Below are 17,204 nucleotides of genomic sequence, written 5' to 3' on the forward strand. Positions count from 1 at the left end.
ATATTCTGCCCCGACTATTTCCTCTTTATTTACACCCCCTCCAGCGCATACTTTTTAATTTTGCGATACAGCGTAGCGATACCAATCCCCAACACATCCGCTGCCTGCTTTTTATTGCCGTAGCGCGAGAGCGCATCAAAAATCATCTGCCGCTCCATCTCCTCCAGCGCCGTAACGCTCTCTGCCCGTCCTTCGGCTGCTGTAACATGCGCGCCGGTTCCGCTCACGTTGTCGCTGCTCAACAGATTGGGCGGTAAGAGCGAGATATCGATAATCTCGCCGGAGGGGACGACGTTGACCAGGTACTCCATCAGATTGCTCAGCTCGCGGATATTGCCTGGCCAGCGGTAGCGTTGCAGAAAGGCGACCACCTCCGGCGCAACGCCGGGGTAGACCAGATCCAGCCGGTGGGTATGCAGATGGAGGAAGTAGTGGACCAGTAGTTCAATATCCTGCTGGCGCTCGCGCAGCGGCGGTAAACGCAGCGGGATAACATTCAGGCGATAGTAGAGATCCTCGCGGAATTTACCCTCAGAAATGGCCTGCGCAAGGTTTTGGTTGGTCGCGGAGATGATACGAATATCCACCGGCAACGGGTGGCAGGCACCCACCGGCTGCACCTCTCGCGACTCTATCGCGCGCAGCAGCTTCACCTGCAGGGTTAATGGCATATCGCCAATCTCATCGAGAAACAGGGTGCCATGATTTGCCGCCTGAATAAGCCCTGTCTTGCCATTCGTCGATGCGCCGGTGAACGCGCCCTTAACGTAGCCGAACAGCTCGCTCTCCAGTAGATGCTCCGGGATCGCCGCGCAGTTGATGGCAACGAATGGTTTGACGCTGCGATCGCTCAGTTTATGGATCGCTCTGGCGACCACCTCTTTGCCGGTGCCGCTCTCGCCGACAATCATCACGCTCGAAGGGCCGGGCGCGACGCGGTGAATCAGCTTTTTCAACTGTCGCATCGGGCGACACTCCCCGATCAGGCTCTCAATTAAAGGCTCTTCGTGAGCGGCGCTTAATTCTGCTGATGAGTGTGACTGGTGAAAGGCCATTAAAAATAACCACTGCTCCTGAACCGCATGCAACTGACCAATGATAAGTTCTTTCTTATCATCAAATGAAACGACGTGCTGCATATGGCCGTGGCGGAAATGGTCTTCAAAGGTTAGCGGGCGAAAGTGAATACTCTTACCAATCATATTTCCTGCGGAGGCACCGATAATTTTCAGTGCCGAAGGGTTAGCAAATTTAATTTTATTATCGTGACCGACTACCAGCACGCCCTGGTCCATAAACTCGATCATGGTTAAAAAAACTTTCTGAATATTATCGTTGCTGGAGAGATCCTGAAGAAAGCGCGTGACAAATATCGATGAGACATGGCGAACATAATCTGAAAAGGCCTGAATATTGTCGTTGATACGCACTTGCTGCTCGTGGGTTAATGCTACCAGGCTTATCACCCCAACACACTGCCCATGATAGATAACCGGAGTGCCGATAAAGGCTTTCTCTTTGCAGTTCGCTTTGCTGTGGCAACCATCACAGAAGGGATCGAAGCGCGAGTGGGTCACCACTTTCTCCTTTTTTGACTCAACAATGTGGCGTAAAAGTTGCGAACTTGTATTGAGTTTACGCCCAATTTGCGTATCAAATATTCCCGTTCCGGCTACCCTGCATAATAAATTATCAACAATTTCCACTTCCAGCTGCAGAACGCTTGCCAGCATCCCGGCGAATTTTTGTATCTTAGGTTGAATCTGCATCAAAATGGAGGGCGTAGTGGATGGAATCATAATCGTCCTTATTTATTGCTCACAAACTTTTAACAGCATTTTTCGCTTAGTTTCCCTTTACCGCAGAATAACATCCCCCGTCTCTTATTACGGAATAACCCTCCCCGACCGCTTTGTGACGAATGGTAAATATGTAATAGCTATCACATTTCGCTATCAATTTGATAATTCCGCTTCGCGCTTTATCAATTTAGCGTTTATTTCCCGGTCAATTTTCCCGCATTTATCGTTTCGCCTTTTCATCGCCACCGCATCGTCTGTTCGCACGCGTCAGCGTATTGCCTCTTTTCTGCACAACCTCGTAAAAAATCGTGATATTGCTCGCATAATTCCGCCCCTTTACCCGCCCACCAGCGCAGCCAGCGGGAAGTGGCACACTTATTGTTAGGCTGCCACTACACGCTGGCCGTCGCGCGTCACACTCCCCTGCAACCGCACCGCCACGCGTAATCCCGTCACTCTTAATCAGGATTGCAAAATGAAAACTGTTACTGAATTAATCAAGGAGATCCGCACCCTGCACTCGAATCTGCACGAGAAGGATTTTCTGCTGACGTGGGAGCAGTCGCCGGATGAGCTAAAGCAGGTGCTTGATGTCGCCGCGGCACTGAAAGCGCTGCGTGCAGAAAATATCACCACCCGCGTATTCCACAGCGGGCTGGGCATTTCGGTGTTCCGCGATAACTCGACCCGCACCCGCTTCTCTTATGCTTCGGCGCTCAATCTCCTCGGCCTCGCGCAGCAGGATCTCGATGAGGGGAAATCGCAGATTGCCCACGGCGAAACGGTACGTGAAACCGCCAATATGATCGCCTTCTGCGCGGACGCCATCGGCATTCGTGACGACATGTATCTCGGGGCCGGTAACGCCTGGATGCGGGAAGTGGGCGAAGCGCTGGATGATGGGCATAAACAGGGCGTGCTGCCGCAGCGTCCGGCGCTGATTAACCTGCAGTGCGATATTGACCACCCGACCCAATCGATGGCGGATCTCGCCTGGCTGCGTGAACACTTCGGCTCGCTGGAGGCGTTGAAGGGCAAAAAAATCGCCATGAGCTGGGCCTATTCCCCAAGCTACGGCAAACCCCTCTCGGTGCCGCAGGGGATCATCGGGCTGATGACGCGTTTTGGAATGGAGGTCACCCTCGCCCACCCGGAGGGGTACGACCTGATCCCGGATGTCATTGAAGTGGCAAAAAGCAATGCCGCAGCTTCGGGCGGTAGCTTCCGCCAGGTCAATAATATGGCAGAAGCGTTTAAGGATGCCGATATCGTCTACCCGAAATCCTGGGCCCCCTACACGGTGATGGAGCAGCGCACCGACCTGCTGCGCGCCAGCGATCATCAGGGGCTGAAAGCACTGGAGCAGCACTGCCTGGCGCAGAACGCCCGCCATAAAGAGTGGGAGTGTACCGAAGCGCTGATGGCGACTACCCGCAACGGCGAGGCGCTCTATATGCACTGCCTGCCGGCGGATATCAGCGGCGTCTCCTGCGACGAAGGCGAAGTCGCGGCTGAGGTGTTCGAAAAATTCCGCATTGCCACCTACAAAGAGGCGAGCTGGAAGCCCTACATCATCGCCTCGATGATCCTCTGTCGCAAATATGCCGAGCCGGGCCAGCTGCTGGAACAGCTGTTTACCGACGCGCAAAAACGCATTTTGTAACCGTCCGGCTAGCCAGTCGGCCACTTACTGTTTCTGACATTATGGAGAAGGTTAGAACATGTCCGCTCTTCCATTGCGTATCAATATTGCCGAAAACCGCTTCTTTACCGGCGAAGCCTCGCCGCGCTTCAGCCGCCAGCAGGCGCAACAGGCGCGCCTGTTCCATCAAAAACTGGCGGGCTATCAGCCCACCCCGCTCTATGCGCTGAACGCGCTGGCGGCGTGCGTCGGTGTCGATACGATTCTGGTGAAAGATGAGTCACAGCGCTTCGGCCTTAACGCCTTCAAAATGCTTGGCGGCGTTTACGCCATCGCGCAGCTGCTGTGCGAGAAATATCATCTTGATATCAACACTTTCTCATTTGAGCACTTCAAAGCGAGCTGCAAAGAGAAGCTCACCTTTGCCACCACAACTGATGGCAACCACGGGCGCGGTGTCGCCTGGGCGGCGCAGCAGCTCGGGCAGAACGCCGTTATCTATATGCCTAAAGGCTCCGCCCAGGAGCGGGTCGATGCCATTCTGCGCCTTGGAGCCGAGTGCATCGTCACCGATATGAATTACGACGATACCGTGCGCTTTACCCTGCAACGAGCGCAAAAAAATGGCTGGGAGGTGGTGCAGGATACCGCCTGGCCCGGCTACACCAAAGTCCCCACCTGGATCATGCAGGGTTACGCCACGCTGATTGATGAAGCGGTTGAACAGATGACCGCAATGGGCATTGCCCGCCCCACTCACGTTTTCCTGCAGGCAGGCGTGGGCGCAATGGCGGCCAGCGTCCTGAACTACCTGGCAGAAACCTTCGACGCCCGGCATCTTCACAGCGTGATTATTGAGCCGGAACGGGCCGATTGCCTCTACCGCTCCGCCGTGAAGGGCGAGATCGTCAAGGTGAGCGGCGAGATGGAGACCATTATGGCGGGCCTCGCCTGCGGCGAGCCTAACCCGCTCGGCTGGACGATCCTGCGCAACTGCGCCAGTCAGTTTATCGCCTGTGAAGATGCCGTCGCCGCGCTCGGTATGCGCGTGCTCGGCCATCCGCTGGGGGACGATCCGCGCATCATCTCCGGCGAATCCGGCGCCGTCGGCGCGGGCCTGCTCGCCGCTATCCCGCTGCACCCGCAGGGCGAGTCGCTGAGAAAGAGCCTACAGCTTGATCATGACTCGGTAGTGCTGCTGATCAGCACCGAAGGCGATACCGATGCGCAGCACTATCGCGAGGTGGTGTGGGCAGGCAAGCATCCGGCGGCTGAATAATTTCCCCTGCATCTGCGCCGCTCCCGCCAGGCGGCAAGCATCATAACTGGAGAAAAAACGATGGGTAAAGTTATCCCGTTTAAACAAATTGTTGAAAAGGCACACCACTACGAAGCGGATATGACGCGCTTCCTGCGCGATATGATCGCCATCCCCAGCGAAAGCTGCGATGAGAAGCGCGTCGTTTACCGCATCAAAGAGGAGATGGAGCGCGTCGGCTTCGACAAAGTGGAGATCGACCCGATGGGCAATGTGCTCGGTTATATCGGCCACGGCCCGCGGCTGCTGGCGATGGATGCGCACATTGATACCGTCGGCGTTGGCAATATCAAAAACTGGGGCTTTGACCCCTATCACGGCATCGAAACCGATGAGCTGATCGGCGGGCGCGGCGCGTCCGATCAGGAGGGCGGCATGGCCTCGATGGTCTACGCCGGGAAGATCATAAAAGATCTCGGCCTTGAAGATGAGTACACACTGCTGGTGACCGGCACCGTGCAGGAGGAGGATTGTGACGGTCTTTGCTGGCAGTACATCATCGAGCAATCCGGCATTCGCCCGGAGTTTGTTGTCAGCACTGAACCGACCAATTGCCAGATCTACCGCGGTCATCGCGGGCGCATGGAGATCCGTGTCGATGTGCATGGCGTCAGTTGCCATGGCTCCGCGCCCGAGCGCGGCGATAACGCCATCTTCAAAATGGCACCGATTCTCAGCGAGCTGGAGGGCCTGTCGCAGCGTCTGGGAAATGATGATTTTCTCGGCAAAGGCACGCTCACCGTCTCGGAGATCTTCTTCACCTCACCGAGCCGATGTGCGGTGGCGGATAGCTGCGCTATCTCAATCGATCGCCGCCTCACCTGGGGCGAAAGCTGGGAAGGTGCGCTGGAGGAGATCCGCACCCTGCCGGCGGTGAAAAGGGCCGAGGCGGTGGTGTCGATGTACAGCTATGACCGCCCGTCGTGGACCGGGCTTATCTACCCTACCGAGTGCTACTTCCCGACGTGGAAAGTGGACGAAGATCACTTCACTGTGCGCACGCTCTACAACGCCTATGAGGGGCTGTTTGGCAGCGCGCCGGTGGTGGATAAGTGGACCTTCTCTACCAATGGCGTCTCAATTATGGGTCGCCACGGCATTCCGGTAATCGGGTTTGGCCCAGGTAAAGAGCCGGAAGCCCATGCGCCGAATGAGAAGACCTGGAAATCGCATCTGGTCACCTGCGCGGCGATGTATGCTGCGATCCCGCTAAGCTGGCTGGCGAGTGCGTAGTTTGTCGATCTCATGCCCGCCTCACAGTATGGCGGGCGTTCTGGAGCCTCTATGCGCATACTGATAAAAAATGGCCTTGTCGTGAATGCTGACGAGAGTACCTGCGCGGATCTGCTTATTGAAGCCGGGCGGGTTAAACAGATTGCCAGTACAATCGAGGCCGATGCCTCTTGCAGGGTGATTGATGCCGCGGGCTGTTATGTGATGCCCGGCGGCATTGATGTTCACACCCATTTCAACATTGATACCGGGCTTGCCCGCAGCTGCGATGACTTCTTTACCGGCACCCGCGCGGCGGCCTGCGGCGGGACCACCACAGTGGTTGATCATATGGGCTTTGGCCCGCCCGGCTGCCATCTGCGCCACCAGCTAGGGGTTTACCATAACTATGCCGCCTATAAAGCGGTGATCGACTACAGCTTTCACGGCGTGATCCAGCATGTGAACCACGGCATTCTGGATGAGATCCCGATGATGGTAGAGAGCGGCATCAGCAGCTTCAAACTCTATCTCACCTACCAGTACAAACTGAACGATGATGAGATTTTGCAGGCGATGCGCCATCTGCATCTGGCCGGCGCGCTGACCACCGTCCACCCGGAAAACGATGCCGCCATCGCCCAGCGCCGCGCGGCATTTCTCAATGCCGGGAAAACCGCGCCGCGCTACCACGCCCTGAGCCGCCCGCCGGAGTGTGAGGCGGAGGCGATCGCCCGGGTGATTAACCTCGCGCGGCTGGCCGGTGATGCCCCGCTCTATATCGTGCACCTCTCCAACCAACTGGGGCTGGAGTACCTGCGGCTTGCCCGCGCGCAGCAGCAGCCGGTATGGGTGGAGACCTGCCCGCAGTATCTGCTGCTCGACGAGCGCTGCTACGAACGCCAGGACGCGCTGAAGTATCTGCTCAGCCCGCCGCTGCGTAACGCCCGCCACAATGATGCGCTGTGGGGCGGCATTGCCGATGGCGCGATTAACACCGTCGCCACCGACCACTGCGCCTTTTCGCTGGCCCAGCGCCAGAGCCTCTCCGGCGGCGATTTCAGCCGCTGCCCGAATGGGCTGCCGGGGGTGGAAAATCGCCTGCTGCTGCTCTTCTCCTATGGGGTGATGACCGGGCGCATCTCACCCACGCGCTTTGTCGCGCTTACCAGCGCTAACCCGGCGAAGTTGTTCGGCCTGTGGCCGCAAAAAGGGGTGTTAGCCCCCGGCGCAGATGGCGATGTGGTGATTATCGATCCGCAGCGCACCACCACCATTCATCACAACAAGCTGCATGACAATGCAGACTACTCACCGTGGGAGGGGTTTATCTGCCAGGGCGCGATCCGCCAGACCCTGTCACACGGGCGGGTGATCTTCGATAACGGCGTCTTTACCGGCGTTGCCGGCCAGGGGCGCTTTTTACGCCGTCAACCCTTTCAGCCGCTTACGCTGCCGTCAGCGGAACCGTTGCAACCAGAGAGTGTGCTATGAAGAAAAAGATTGTTCTCGCCCTCGGCGGAAATGCGCTCGGCTGCGATCTTGCCGGGCAGATGCAGGCGCTACAGCAGACTGCACAAACAATAGCGGAGCTGGTCGCCCACGGTCACCAGGTGGTGATCACCCACGGTAACGGCCCGCAGGTGGGCATGATCACCCTCGCCTTCGAGGCTGCCGCCAGAACCGAGGCGCATACGCCGATGCTGCCGATGTCGGTCTGCGTCGCCCTGAGCCAGGGCTATATTGGCTACGATCTGCAAAACACCCTGCGCGAAGCCCTGCTCGCCCGCAACCTCGATATACCCGTCGCCACGGTGATAACCCAGGTGGAAGTAGCAGCGGGCGATACCGCCTTCAGCCAGCCGGATAAACCGATTGGTTCCTTCTTTTCCAAAGCGGAAGCACAAGCGCTTATCCGCCAGGGCTACACCATGAAGGAGGATGCCGGGCGCGGCTACCGGCGGGTTGTCGCCTCGCCAAAACCGGTCGATATCATTGAAAAAGAGACGGTGAAAGCGCTGATGGCGGCAGGTCAGGTGGTGATCACCTGCGGCGGCGGCGGCATTCCGGTGGTGCGTGAGGGGCAGCATCTGCGCGGCGTCAGCGCGGTGATCGATAAGGACTGGGCCAGCGCCACGCTCGCCGCCATGATCGATGCCGATATGTTGATCATTCTTACCGCCGTCGAGAGAGTGGCGCTGCACTTCGGCAGGCCCAACCAGCAGCTGCTCGACAGGCTTTCGGTCCGGGATGCGGAGCGTTTTATCGCCGAAGGCCACTTCGCCGCAGGCTCGATGCTGCCGAAGGTGGAAGCCGCTGTCGCCTTTGCCCGCTCACGCCCCGGACGCCAGGCGCTGATCACCGGGCTACGCCAGGCGAAAGCGGGCATTGAGGGGAAAACCGGCACGCTGATTAGCCAGTAACTGGCGGCCGGTCCTGCGCCGATCAGTTGACCGCGCTCGGCGCTTCACTCTGTTGGTCTGCGGACTTGTTAAGGCCGAGCAGCCCGCCCACCGCGCGGTTTTTCACCTGCAAAATTTCCGCCAGTATGCTGATGGCGATCTCCTGTGGCGTCTCGGCGCCAATGTCATACCCCACCGGCGCGCGCAGGCGGGCAAGCGCGCTGTCGCTGACGCCCGCCTCGCGCAGCTGGCGCAGGAAGGATTGCACTTTACGCCGGCTCGACAGCAGGCCAAGCCAGCCAACCGGCAGGCCAATCAGCAGCTCCAGCGCTTCGCGATCCTGGTTATGGGTGGCAATCAGCACGTAGTCCTGCGGCTGAATCGCAAGGTTATCGATCACCTCGACAAAGGTTTGCCCATATACCAGCCGAACAGAGGGGAGAAAGGCATCAGAAGTGAGGCTCTGTAAATAGGTGTCGCCGACGGCGATATCAAACCCCAGCGGCACCGCGGCATGCGCTATCGCACGGTTAACATGGCCTGCGCCAACTAGCACCAGCCGTGGACGCAGGCCATGCACGCTGATATGTACCGTCATTGCCCCGCCGCAGTCCGATCCCACTGCATTCTGCCCGCTGCGCGCCATCCGGCCATGAAAGATGCGGGCGGTTTTCTCTTGCAGCGCCTCCAGCGCCTCGTTAATAACGTGGCGCTCAATCACGCCGCCGCCGATGGTGCCGATAATCGTGCCGTCATCGCGAATCAACATCTGCGCAGTGTGCCGGGGGGCTGAGCCACGGCTGTCAATAATCTGCGCCAGGGCAAAAGGCCGGTTCTGCTCTTCAAGTTTTGCTGCTTCTGCAAAAATCGTCATAACATCCTCAGGGTTATTTAGTCCGCGCGTGGCACGCTTTTTCACCTTTGAGTAATGCAATATTTATACTCGTCTGCCGTTTTATTTTTTAAAGCGTGAGCCGTGTCGTAAACGAGCCTGATAATTGCCTGAGGAGTCATCCGCGACAACCGCTTTAATACGCAGCGGCGGGAAGGAAATTATCACTCTGATAGTTTCTGTGCGCTTTTTGAGAAAATAAAAATCACGCCTGCCTGATAACCGCTTACGCGAGCACCCACAACCGGCACGACTTTAGATACACCTCACACTTTCACGCTCTTTCAACCACTTAAACCAGGAGTGGTGTGATTGTTGCTTCCTCTCTCCCCGCCGCTGCGATGAAAAATAGTGCGGCAATGTCGTTTATCTGAATAAGCCAGAGGAGAGGGTTATGGGAGATATTATGCGCCCCGTGCCGTTTGAGGCGCTGCTGACGCGTATTTTTGCGGAGTATCAGAGCCAGCGGTCAATATTTGGCATTCCCGAACAGCAATTCTATTCAACTGACCATTTGCAGCCCATTACGGTATTTGGCGAAACCTGCGCCACCCCGGTTGGCCCGGCCGCCGGGCCGCATACGCAGCTGGCACAAAATATTATTACCGCCTGGCTGACGGGCGGGCGTTTTATCGAATTAAAAACCGTGCAGATCCTCGATCGCCTGGAGATTGAAAAGCCCTGTATTGATGCCGCAGATGCTGGTTTTAATACCGAGTGGTCGACAGAGTTCACCCTGACCAAGGCCTGGGATGAGTACCTGAAAGCCTGGTTTGTGCTGCATCTGCTTGATGCGGTGTTCCCGCAGACGCCGAGAACAGAAGAGAAATCATTTATTTTCAATATGAGCGTCGGCTACAACCTCGACGGCATCAAACAGCCGCCGATGCAGACCTTTATCGCCCGCATGATGGATGCCTCGGCGGAGCCAAAATTTCACCTCTATCGCACCACTCTGCATCACTGCCTGAATAACGCCGACTTTCTCGCCCGCCTGCCGAATCATGCCCGCTCGGCCAGGCTGCAATCCCTCTCGGAGCGCATTCCCGCCACGCTGGTGCAGGGCGTGACGCTCTCCACCATGCACGGCTGCCCGCCGGATGAGATTGAAGCTATCTGCCGCTATATGCTGGTGGAGAAGCGGCTCAACACCTTCGTCAAACTCAACCCGACGCTGCTGGGCTATGGGCGCGTACGTGAGATCCTCGACCGCTGCGGCTTTGCGGAGATTGTGCTCAATGAGGAGTCCTTCGCCCACGACTTACAGTTTGCCCCGGCGGTGGCGATGCTGGCGCGGCTGATGGCGCTGGCGGCCGAGCAGCAGCGCGGTTTCGGCGTCAAGCTGACCAACACTCTCGGCACGGTCAATACCCGCGGCGTGTTGCCGGGCGGCGAGATGTATATGTCCGGGCGCGCCCTCTTTCCCCTCGCTATCAATGTTGCCGCCCGGCTGTCGCGCGCCTTCGACGGCAAGCTGCCCATCTCCTACTCCGGCGGTGCCAGCCAGCTCACCATCCGCGATATCTTCGAGACCGGCATACGCCCCATCACGCTGGCAACGGATCTGCTAAAACCGGGCGGCTATCTGCGCCTCACCGCCTGCCTGCGCGAGCTGGAGCAGGCGCAGAGTTGGGAGATGACCACTATTGATGTTGCGCGCCTCGACGCGCTGGCCGAGCGCGCCATCACCATGACGTACACGCAGAAAGGGTGGAAGCCGGACGATCGCATTCATGTCGCCAGCCCGCTGCCCGCTACCGACTGCTATGTTGCGCCGTGCGTCAGCGCCTGCGCCATCAAGCAGGATATCCCCGAGTATATTCGCCTGCTCGGCGAGGGGCGCTACGCCGATGCGCTGGAGTTGATTTACCAGCGCAACGCGCTGCCAGCGATGACCGGCCATATCTGCGATCATCAGTGTCAGTACAACTGCACGCGGCTGGATTATGAGAGCGCGGTGAATATTCGGGAGCTGAAGAAGATCGCGCTGGAAAAGGGGTGGGAGGAGTATAAACGTCACTGGCATAAACCGGCGGCCTCCGGCTCGCGTCATCCGGTAGCGGTGATGGGTGCCGGGCCTGCCGGGCTGGCTGCCGGCTATTTTCTCGCCCGCGCCGGGCATCCGGTGACGCTGTTTGAGCGCGAAGCGAGCGCCGGTGGCGTGGTGAAAAACATCATCCCACCGTTTCGTATCCCTCCCGAGCTGATTGAGCACGATATTGATTTCGTGGTGCAGCACGGCGTGAAGATTGTCTACGGTTGCGACCCAAACCTGACTATCGGGAGGTTACAAAAGCAGGGTTTTCACTATGTGCTGGTGGCGACCGGTGCGGATAAGAGCCGCGCGGTGGCGCTGGGCGGCGATAACCCGAATATTCACTCATCGCTGGCGTTCCTGCGCGCCTTCCATCGCGGCGAGCCGTTGCAGCCCGGTAAGCATGTGGCGATTATCGGCGCGGGCAACACGGCGATGGATTGCGCCCGCGCGGCGCTGCGCATACCGGGCGTTGAGCGGACAACCGTGGTTTACCGCCGCTCGCGCAAAGAGATGCCCGCCTGGCGCGAAGAGTATCAGGAGGCGCGCCGTGCAGGGGTGGCGTTTGCATGGCTGAGCAACCCGGAGCAGTTTGCGCCAGATGGCACGCTGACCCTGCGTGTGATGCAGCTCGGCGAGGCCGATGCCGCAGGGCGACGCCAACCGCAGGCCACCGGAGAGACGCGCACCATGCAGGTTGATAGCGTCATTACCGCCATCGGCGAGCAGCAGAATAACGCGGCGCTGGCGGCATTTGGCCTGCCGGTTGATGACAAGGGCCGCGTGGCGGTGAATAGTGAGGGTGAAACGCGCCTCGCCAACGTCTTCTTAATTGGCGATGTGCAAAACGGCCCGGCGTCGATTGTTGCCGCCATCGGCAATGCCCGGCGAGCCGCGGAGACAATCCTCGCCCGCGAAAGCCTCGCCAGCCATCAACAAAGCAAATACTGGAGCCATGTCGATCCGGCGGAGATTTACCAGCGCAAAGGCGATATCGCTCTGGCGCAGGCGGATAAGGCGGATCGGGAGAGCTTTGTCGCCCAGGAGGCAAGCCGCTGCCTGGCGTGTAACTACATCTGCAGCAAATGCGTCGATGTCTGCCCAAACCGGGCGAATATTTCGTTGCCGATCCCCGGCTTCAACAACCGTTTCCAGACCCTGCATCTGGATGCCTGGTGCAACGAGTGCGGCAACTGCGCGCAGTTCTGCCCGTGGCAGGGTAAACCCTATCAGCACAAAGTGACGCTCTTCAGCCTTAAAGAGGATTTTCTCAACAGCCGCAATCCCGGCTTTTTCATCGATAACCAGCGCGTGCATATTCGCCAGCATAACCAGCAGTGGCAGCTGAATATCGATGCGGATGGCCATTTCGGCCCGGTGCCGCCGCAACTGGAGGCGATGTGCCGCATTATCGGCCACATTCACCAGCACCATCACTATCTGCTTAGCGAGGTAGAGCAATGAGTATCACCATCCTGAAAAATGCCACCGCCGCGCAGCTCTTTCCGGCGAAAGTGTGGCAACAGGTCGATATCGCGATTAAAGATGACCTGATCCTCGCGGTCGACAGCGGGCTGGAGCAGCGCTATCTGGGCGCAGAGGTGATAGAGATGCAGGGTCGGCTGGTGATGCCCGGCCTGGTCTGCGCTCATAACCACTTCTACTCCGGTTTATCGCGCGGGATTCAGGCGAAAATCGCCCCCAGCCCCGACTTTATCTCGACGCTGAAAAACCTCTGGTGGCGGCTCGACCGGGCCATCGACGCCGAGTCGCTCTACTACAGCGCGCTTATCTGTGCGCTGGAAGCGGTGCGCAGCGGCTGCACGGCAGTGATTGATCATCACGCTTCGCCGGGGTATATCGCCGGTTCGCTAAGCCAGCTGCGTCGCGCTTTTCTCACCGTCGGGCTGCGTGGCATGACCTGCTTTGAGACCACCGATCGCAACGAAGGGCTGCGCGAGGTGTGTAAAGGCGTGGAGGAGAATATTCGCTTTGCCAAAGAGATCGACGCCGCACGGCAAAAAGAGCAGGAGCCTTACCTGGTCGAGGCCTGTATTGGCGCGCATGCGCCCTTCACCGTGCCGCACGAAGGGCTGGTGATGCTCAATGAGGCGCGAAAAGCGACCGGGCGCGGGCTGCATATTCATGTCGCCGAGGATCGCTATGATGTCGCCCATAGCCACCACCATTACGGAAAAGATCCGCTGGAGCGTCTGGCAGAGTATGGCCTGCTTGATGACAAAACTCTTGTCGCCCATGGGCTCTATCTCTCCGATATCGACATCTCGCTGCTCAATGCCCACGACGGCTTTCTGATCCATAACGCACGCTCAAACATGAACAATCACGTCGGCTATAACCACCGGCTGGCGCAGGTCCGCCACGTTGCCCTCGGCACCGACGGCATCGGATCCGATATGTTTGAAGAGCTAAAGTTCGCCTTCTTCAGGCACCGCGACGCGGGCGGCGCGCTGTGGCCCGACAGTTTCGCCCGCGCGCTCTATAACGGCAATGAGGTGCTGAACCGAAACTTTAACGCCCGCTTTGGCCGCATCGAAGCGGGGTATAAAGCGGATTTGACCATCTGCGACTATCTGCCGCCGACGCCGCTTATCGATGCCAACATCGCCGGGCATCTGGCGTTTGGCCTCGGCTCCAACAGCGTGCACAGCGTGATGGTGAACGGCAGGATGATTTACCAGGATCGCCGCTTTACCCTCGACTGCGCCCCGCTGTTTGCCGAGGCGCAGGCGGTGGCGAAACGGCTGTGGGCGAGTATGGATGCCCTGAACTGACCCCGCCTGCCCGCCTGGCAGAGCAAGCCCGGCGGGCAGGCGCTACACGGTAGGGTTGCGTGGTTTGCCCGATCCGCACAGGAGAGAGAACTCATGAAAGAGAGTGCTATGGCGGCTTCGGCCGCATCCGTTGATGAAGTTCTGCCGGTGACGCAGATGTTTTTTTATGGCCTGCAACATGTGCTGGTGATGTATGCCGGTGCGGTGGCGGTGCCGCTAGTGGTCGGCAACGCGGTGGGGTTGCCCGCGGAACAGATTATTTTGCTCATTAGCGCCGATCTGTTTATTTGCGGCGGCGCAACGCTTATGCAGTCGCTGGGGGTGACCCAGTGGCTCGGCTGTCGGCTGCCGCTGATTCAGGGCTGCACCTTCGCCGCACTCATCCCGATGGTGCTGATTGGTAAGGAGTATGGCCTCGGCGGTATCTCCGGGGCGGTGATTGTCTCGGGGATCTTTATCCTCTGCTGCGCGCCGTGGATCAGTAAGCTGATCCGCTTTTTTCCTAAAGTGGTGATGGGCAGTATCGTCACGCTTATCGGCCTGTCGATTCTGCCTGTCGCCGGTGGCTGGGTCGGCGGCGGCGCAAGCGATATGCACGGCTTTGGCGATCTGATTTCACTCCTGATGGCCGCCGTGACGCTGGTGGTGATCCTCAATATCTACACCTTCGCCTCCGGGGTGATTAAAAACACCTCGGTGCTGATTGGGCTAGTGGTCGGCACGCTACTGTGGAGCGTATTTAAACCGCTCGATTTTCAGATGCTGCAGGCGACGCCCTGGCTGCATCTTCCGCAGGCGCTGCCGTTTGCAAAACCGGAGTTTCACCTGCTGCCTGTCGCCCTGCTGTCAATGGTGATGGTGGTGGTCATGGTGGAGACGATGTCGTCGATGATAGCGACCGGCGATATTGTTGGTAAAAGCGTTGATGCACGGATGCTGCGTAACGGCCTTAACACCTGCGGGCTGGCAACCACGATTTGCGGCTTGTTTAACCTCTTCCCCTATGCGGCCTTTGCGCAAAACGTCGGGCTTATCGGCCTCACCGGCGTGCGCAGCCGCTTTGTCGTTGCCATGTCGGGCGTGATTTTGATGCTGATGGGGCTGTTTGCCAAACTGGCGGCGCTGGTGGTGTTAATCCCCAAACCGGTGCTGGGCGGCGCGGGGATTGTGATGTTCGGCATGGTTGCCGTGTCGGGCATTCGCACCCTCGGGCAGGTCGATTATCGCAACAACAATAACGGCATGGTGGTGGCGCTAACGCTCGGCCTGGGGATGATGCCCGTGCTGGTACCAACGCTGTTTACCCAGTTTCCGCCCACGGTGCAGCTGTTTCTGCACAGCGGCATCACCATCGGCACGCTGACGGCGATTGTCGCCAACCTGACCCTCAATGGCAGCGCGCCGTTTAAATTCTCCCACAATGCCCCTTCGCCCGATCCGCTACCGCCCAGCGCCGCTGCGCGCAATGTGGCGGTGCGCACCGTGAGAATGTGGCTGCTGCTGCGTAAAGTGCAAAAAGAGCGCCAGGAGAAAGCGTGATGCGCCCGCCCCGGCGGGCTGCCCTACACTGCCCGCCGCTGCGTGCCCAGTGCCAGCAACAGCAGGCAGATCGCCACCGAAACGGCCAGATTACAGAGCATGCCCGCGACAAACGCCGAGGCATACTGCCCCGCCTGCGCAACTGACCCGACATCACTCAGGGCATTGTTGAACAGCATCGCCACCACCGCCACGCCCAGCGCGGCACCCACCTGCTGGACGGTAGAGATGATGCCGGACGCCATGCCGGATTGTGCTTCGTCAACGTAGCCAAGCACCAGATTGAGTAGCGGCGTCATGATCGTCCCCTGCCCCGCGCCGACAACCACCAGCACCGGGATCAGGGTAACGGGGTTTAGCTGCGCGCCCGCCATCGCCACCTGGGCAATCAGCGCGGCAATAAACAGGGCGTAGATCAGCGCCCCGCCGATAATCGCCCGGATCCCCCAGCGCGCCACCAGCCTCGGTGCGGCGAGTGATGCCAGCACAAAGCCGACGCTACAGGGGGCAAAAATCAGCCCCGCCTGAAGTGGATCCAGCCCAAACCCTTTTTGCACCAGCAGGGCAAAGCAGAGAAAGAAGGAGCTGGAGGTGGAGTAGACCAGCAGCACCAGCAGCACGCCGAGCGCGACATGCCGCTGCGCCAGCAGGCGCATATCTACCAGCGGCCATAAGCCTGCAATCCGCCGCTGCTCCTGCTGGCGATAAAAGAGCATTAACATCGCCGCTGCCGCGCCCAGCGAGCAGAGCGTCCACGCAGGCCAGCCCTGCGTTGGCCCCTCGATCAATGGCACCAGTAACAGTGCGAGCGCGGTGCTGATAAGCAGCACGCCGCGCCCGTCGAGTAACGGTTTTTGCGGCGCGAAAGATTCGGGAATGTAACGAGCGGCGAATATGGCAATCACGCCAATCGGGATGTTAATCAGAAAGATGGTGCGCCAGCCAAGGCCGAAGAGATCGGCGTGAATCAAGGCTCCCCCCAACACCTGCCCGGCAATTGCCGCCAGCCCCAGCGTCATGCCGAGCAGGCCAAACGCGCGGCGTCGGTCGTTACCGTCAAAGTTAACGCGAATCGAGGCGTAGACCTGCGGAAAGAGCAGCGCCGCTGCGAGCCCCTGTAACACGCGGGCGACGATCAGCGTTTCACTGCCTGGTGCCAGGCCACAGAGTGCCGAGGCGAGGGTAAAGCCCGCCATACCCGCGACAAAGAGGCGACGGCGACCGAAGCGATCGCCGAGCCGCCCGCCGGTGATCAGCAGCACGCCAAAGGCCAGCTCGTAGCCTGCGACGATAAAGCTGATTTGCGCGAAGCTGGCACCCAGCCCGCTCTGCATACTCGGGATGGCAACGTTAACCACAAAGAGATCAAAAATGGTGACAAAGCCTGCCAGCAGCAGTACGACTAAGCCTGCCCACGGCGGCGCGGCGGCATGAGTGCGATCGCAGGGGATCGCGGCACAAGGAGATTTCATAACGCATTTCCATTATCAGCGGAGTGTGCGACGATTCTCCCTGCTTCATTAAGCCGTTACAATTTAACCACTTATACTATTACTTTTAGCAACGA

General features: G+C 58.9%; 10 protein-coding genes and 1 pseudogene. 8 read left to right on the forward strand and 3 right to left on the reverse strand.

From position 1 onward, the window contains the following. Positions 1–29: 29 nt before the first annotated feature. Positions 30–1,799 carry a sigma-54-dependent Fis family transcriptional regulator gene (locus HF650_RS16495; RefSeq protein WP_187799544.1) on the reverse strand — a complete coding sequence of 590 codons (1,770 nt, stop codon included), beginning with the start codon at positions 1,797–1,799 and terminating at the stop codon, positions 30–32. Positions 1,800–2,277: 478 nt separating this feature from the next. Between HF650_RS16495 and ygeW the strand changes: the two genes are divergently transcribed. Genes ygeW through arcC form a run of 5 tightly spaced genes read left to right on the forward strand, consistent with a single transcriptional unit; the run spans position 2,278 to position 8,397 of the window. Then, positions 2,278–3,465, forward strand: a complete 1,188-nt coding sequence (ygeW, locus tag HF650_RS16500; protein ID WP_187799545.1) for a knotted carbamoyltransferase YgeW — start codon at positions 2,278–2,280, stop codon at positions 3,463–3,465. Between the two features lie 58 nt (positions 3,466–3,523). Continuing rightward, positions 3,524–4,723, forward strand: a complete 1,200-nt coding sequence (gene dpaL / locus HF650_RS16505) for a diaminopropionate ammonia-lyase (protein ID WP_187799546.1) — start codon at positions 3,524–3,526, stop codon at positions 4,721–4,723. A gap of 60 nt (positions 4,724–4,783) precedes the next feature. Beyond that, the gene (locus HF650_RS16510; RefSeq protein WP_187799547.1) at positions 4,784–5,995 is read left to right on the forward strand and encodes a YgeY family selenium metabolism-linked hydrolase; all 1,212 of its coding nucleotides are present in this window, start codon (positions 4,784–4,786) and stop codon (positions 5,993–5,995) included. Positions 5,996–6,046: 51 nt separating this feature from the next. Then, on the forward strand, positions 6,047–7,468 hold the full coding sequence (hydA, locus tag HF650_RS16515; protein ID WP_187799548.1) for a dihydropyrimidinase: 1,422 nt from the start codon (positions 6,047–6,049) through the stop codon (positions 7,466–7,468). Next, a complete protein-coding gene (arcC, locus tag HF650_RS16520) occupies positions 7,465–8,397 on the forward strand; it encodes a carbamate kinase (protein WP_187799549.1) in 933 nt (310 codons plus the stop codon). Before hydA ends, arcC begins: the two co-directional genes overlap by 4 nt. Positions 8,398–8,473: 76 nt before the next feature. Here arcC and HF650_RS16525 read toward each other — a convergent pair. Beyond that, positions 8,474–9,250, reverse strand: a pseudogene (locus HF650_RS16525) (XdhC family protein); the annotation flags it as partial. A gap of 412 nt (positions 9,251–9,662) precedes the next feature. On the opposite strand from HF650_RS16525, the gene ygfK reads away from it, so the two are divergent. The 3 genes from ygfK to HF650_RS16540 all read left to right on the forward strand — a co-directional run bounded on the left by ygfK (position 9,663) and on the right by HF650_RS16540 (position 15,637). Continuing rightward, entirely contained in the window at positions 9,663–12,767 is a 3,105-nt protein-coding gene (gene ygfK, locus HF650_RS16530) for a putative selenate reductase subunit YgfK (protein ID WP_187799551.1), read from the forward strand. Then, on the forward strand, positions 12,764–14,098 hold the full coding sequence (ssnA, locus tag HF650_RS16535) for a putative aminohydrolase SsnA (protein ID WP_187799552.1): 1,335 nt from the start codon (positions 12,764–12,766) through the stop codon (positions 14,096–14,098). Before ygfK ends, ssnA begins: the two co-directional genes overlap by 4 nt. Before the next feature lie 93 nt (positions 14,099–14,191). Next, on the forward strand, positions 14,192–15,637 hold the full coding sequence (locus HF650_RS16540; protein WP_187799553.1) for a nucleobase:cation symporter-2 family protein: 1,446 nt from the start codon (positions 14,192–14,194) through the stop codon (positions 15,635–15,637). Positions 15,638–15,660: 23 nt separating this feature from the next. Here the strand turns inward: HF650_RS16540 and HF650_RS16545 are convergent, their stop codons facing one another. Beyond that, the gene (locus HF650_RS16545) at positions 15,661–17,109 is read right to left on the reverse strand and encodes an MFS transporter (protein WP_187799554.1); all 1,449 of its coding nucleotides are present in this window, start codon (positions 17,107–17,109) and stop codon (positions 15,661–15,663) included. Between the last annotated feature and the right edge of the window lie 95 nt (positions 17,110–17,204).

The organism is Kosakonia sp. SMBL-WEM22 (assembly GCF_014490785.1).
In the GTDB taxonomy this organism is placed as follows: Bacteria; Pseudomonadota; Gammaproteobacteria; order Enterobacterales; family Enterobacteriaceae; genus Kosakonia.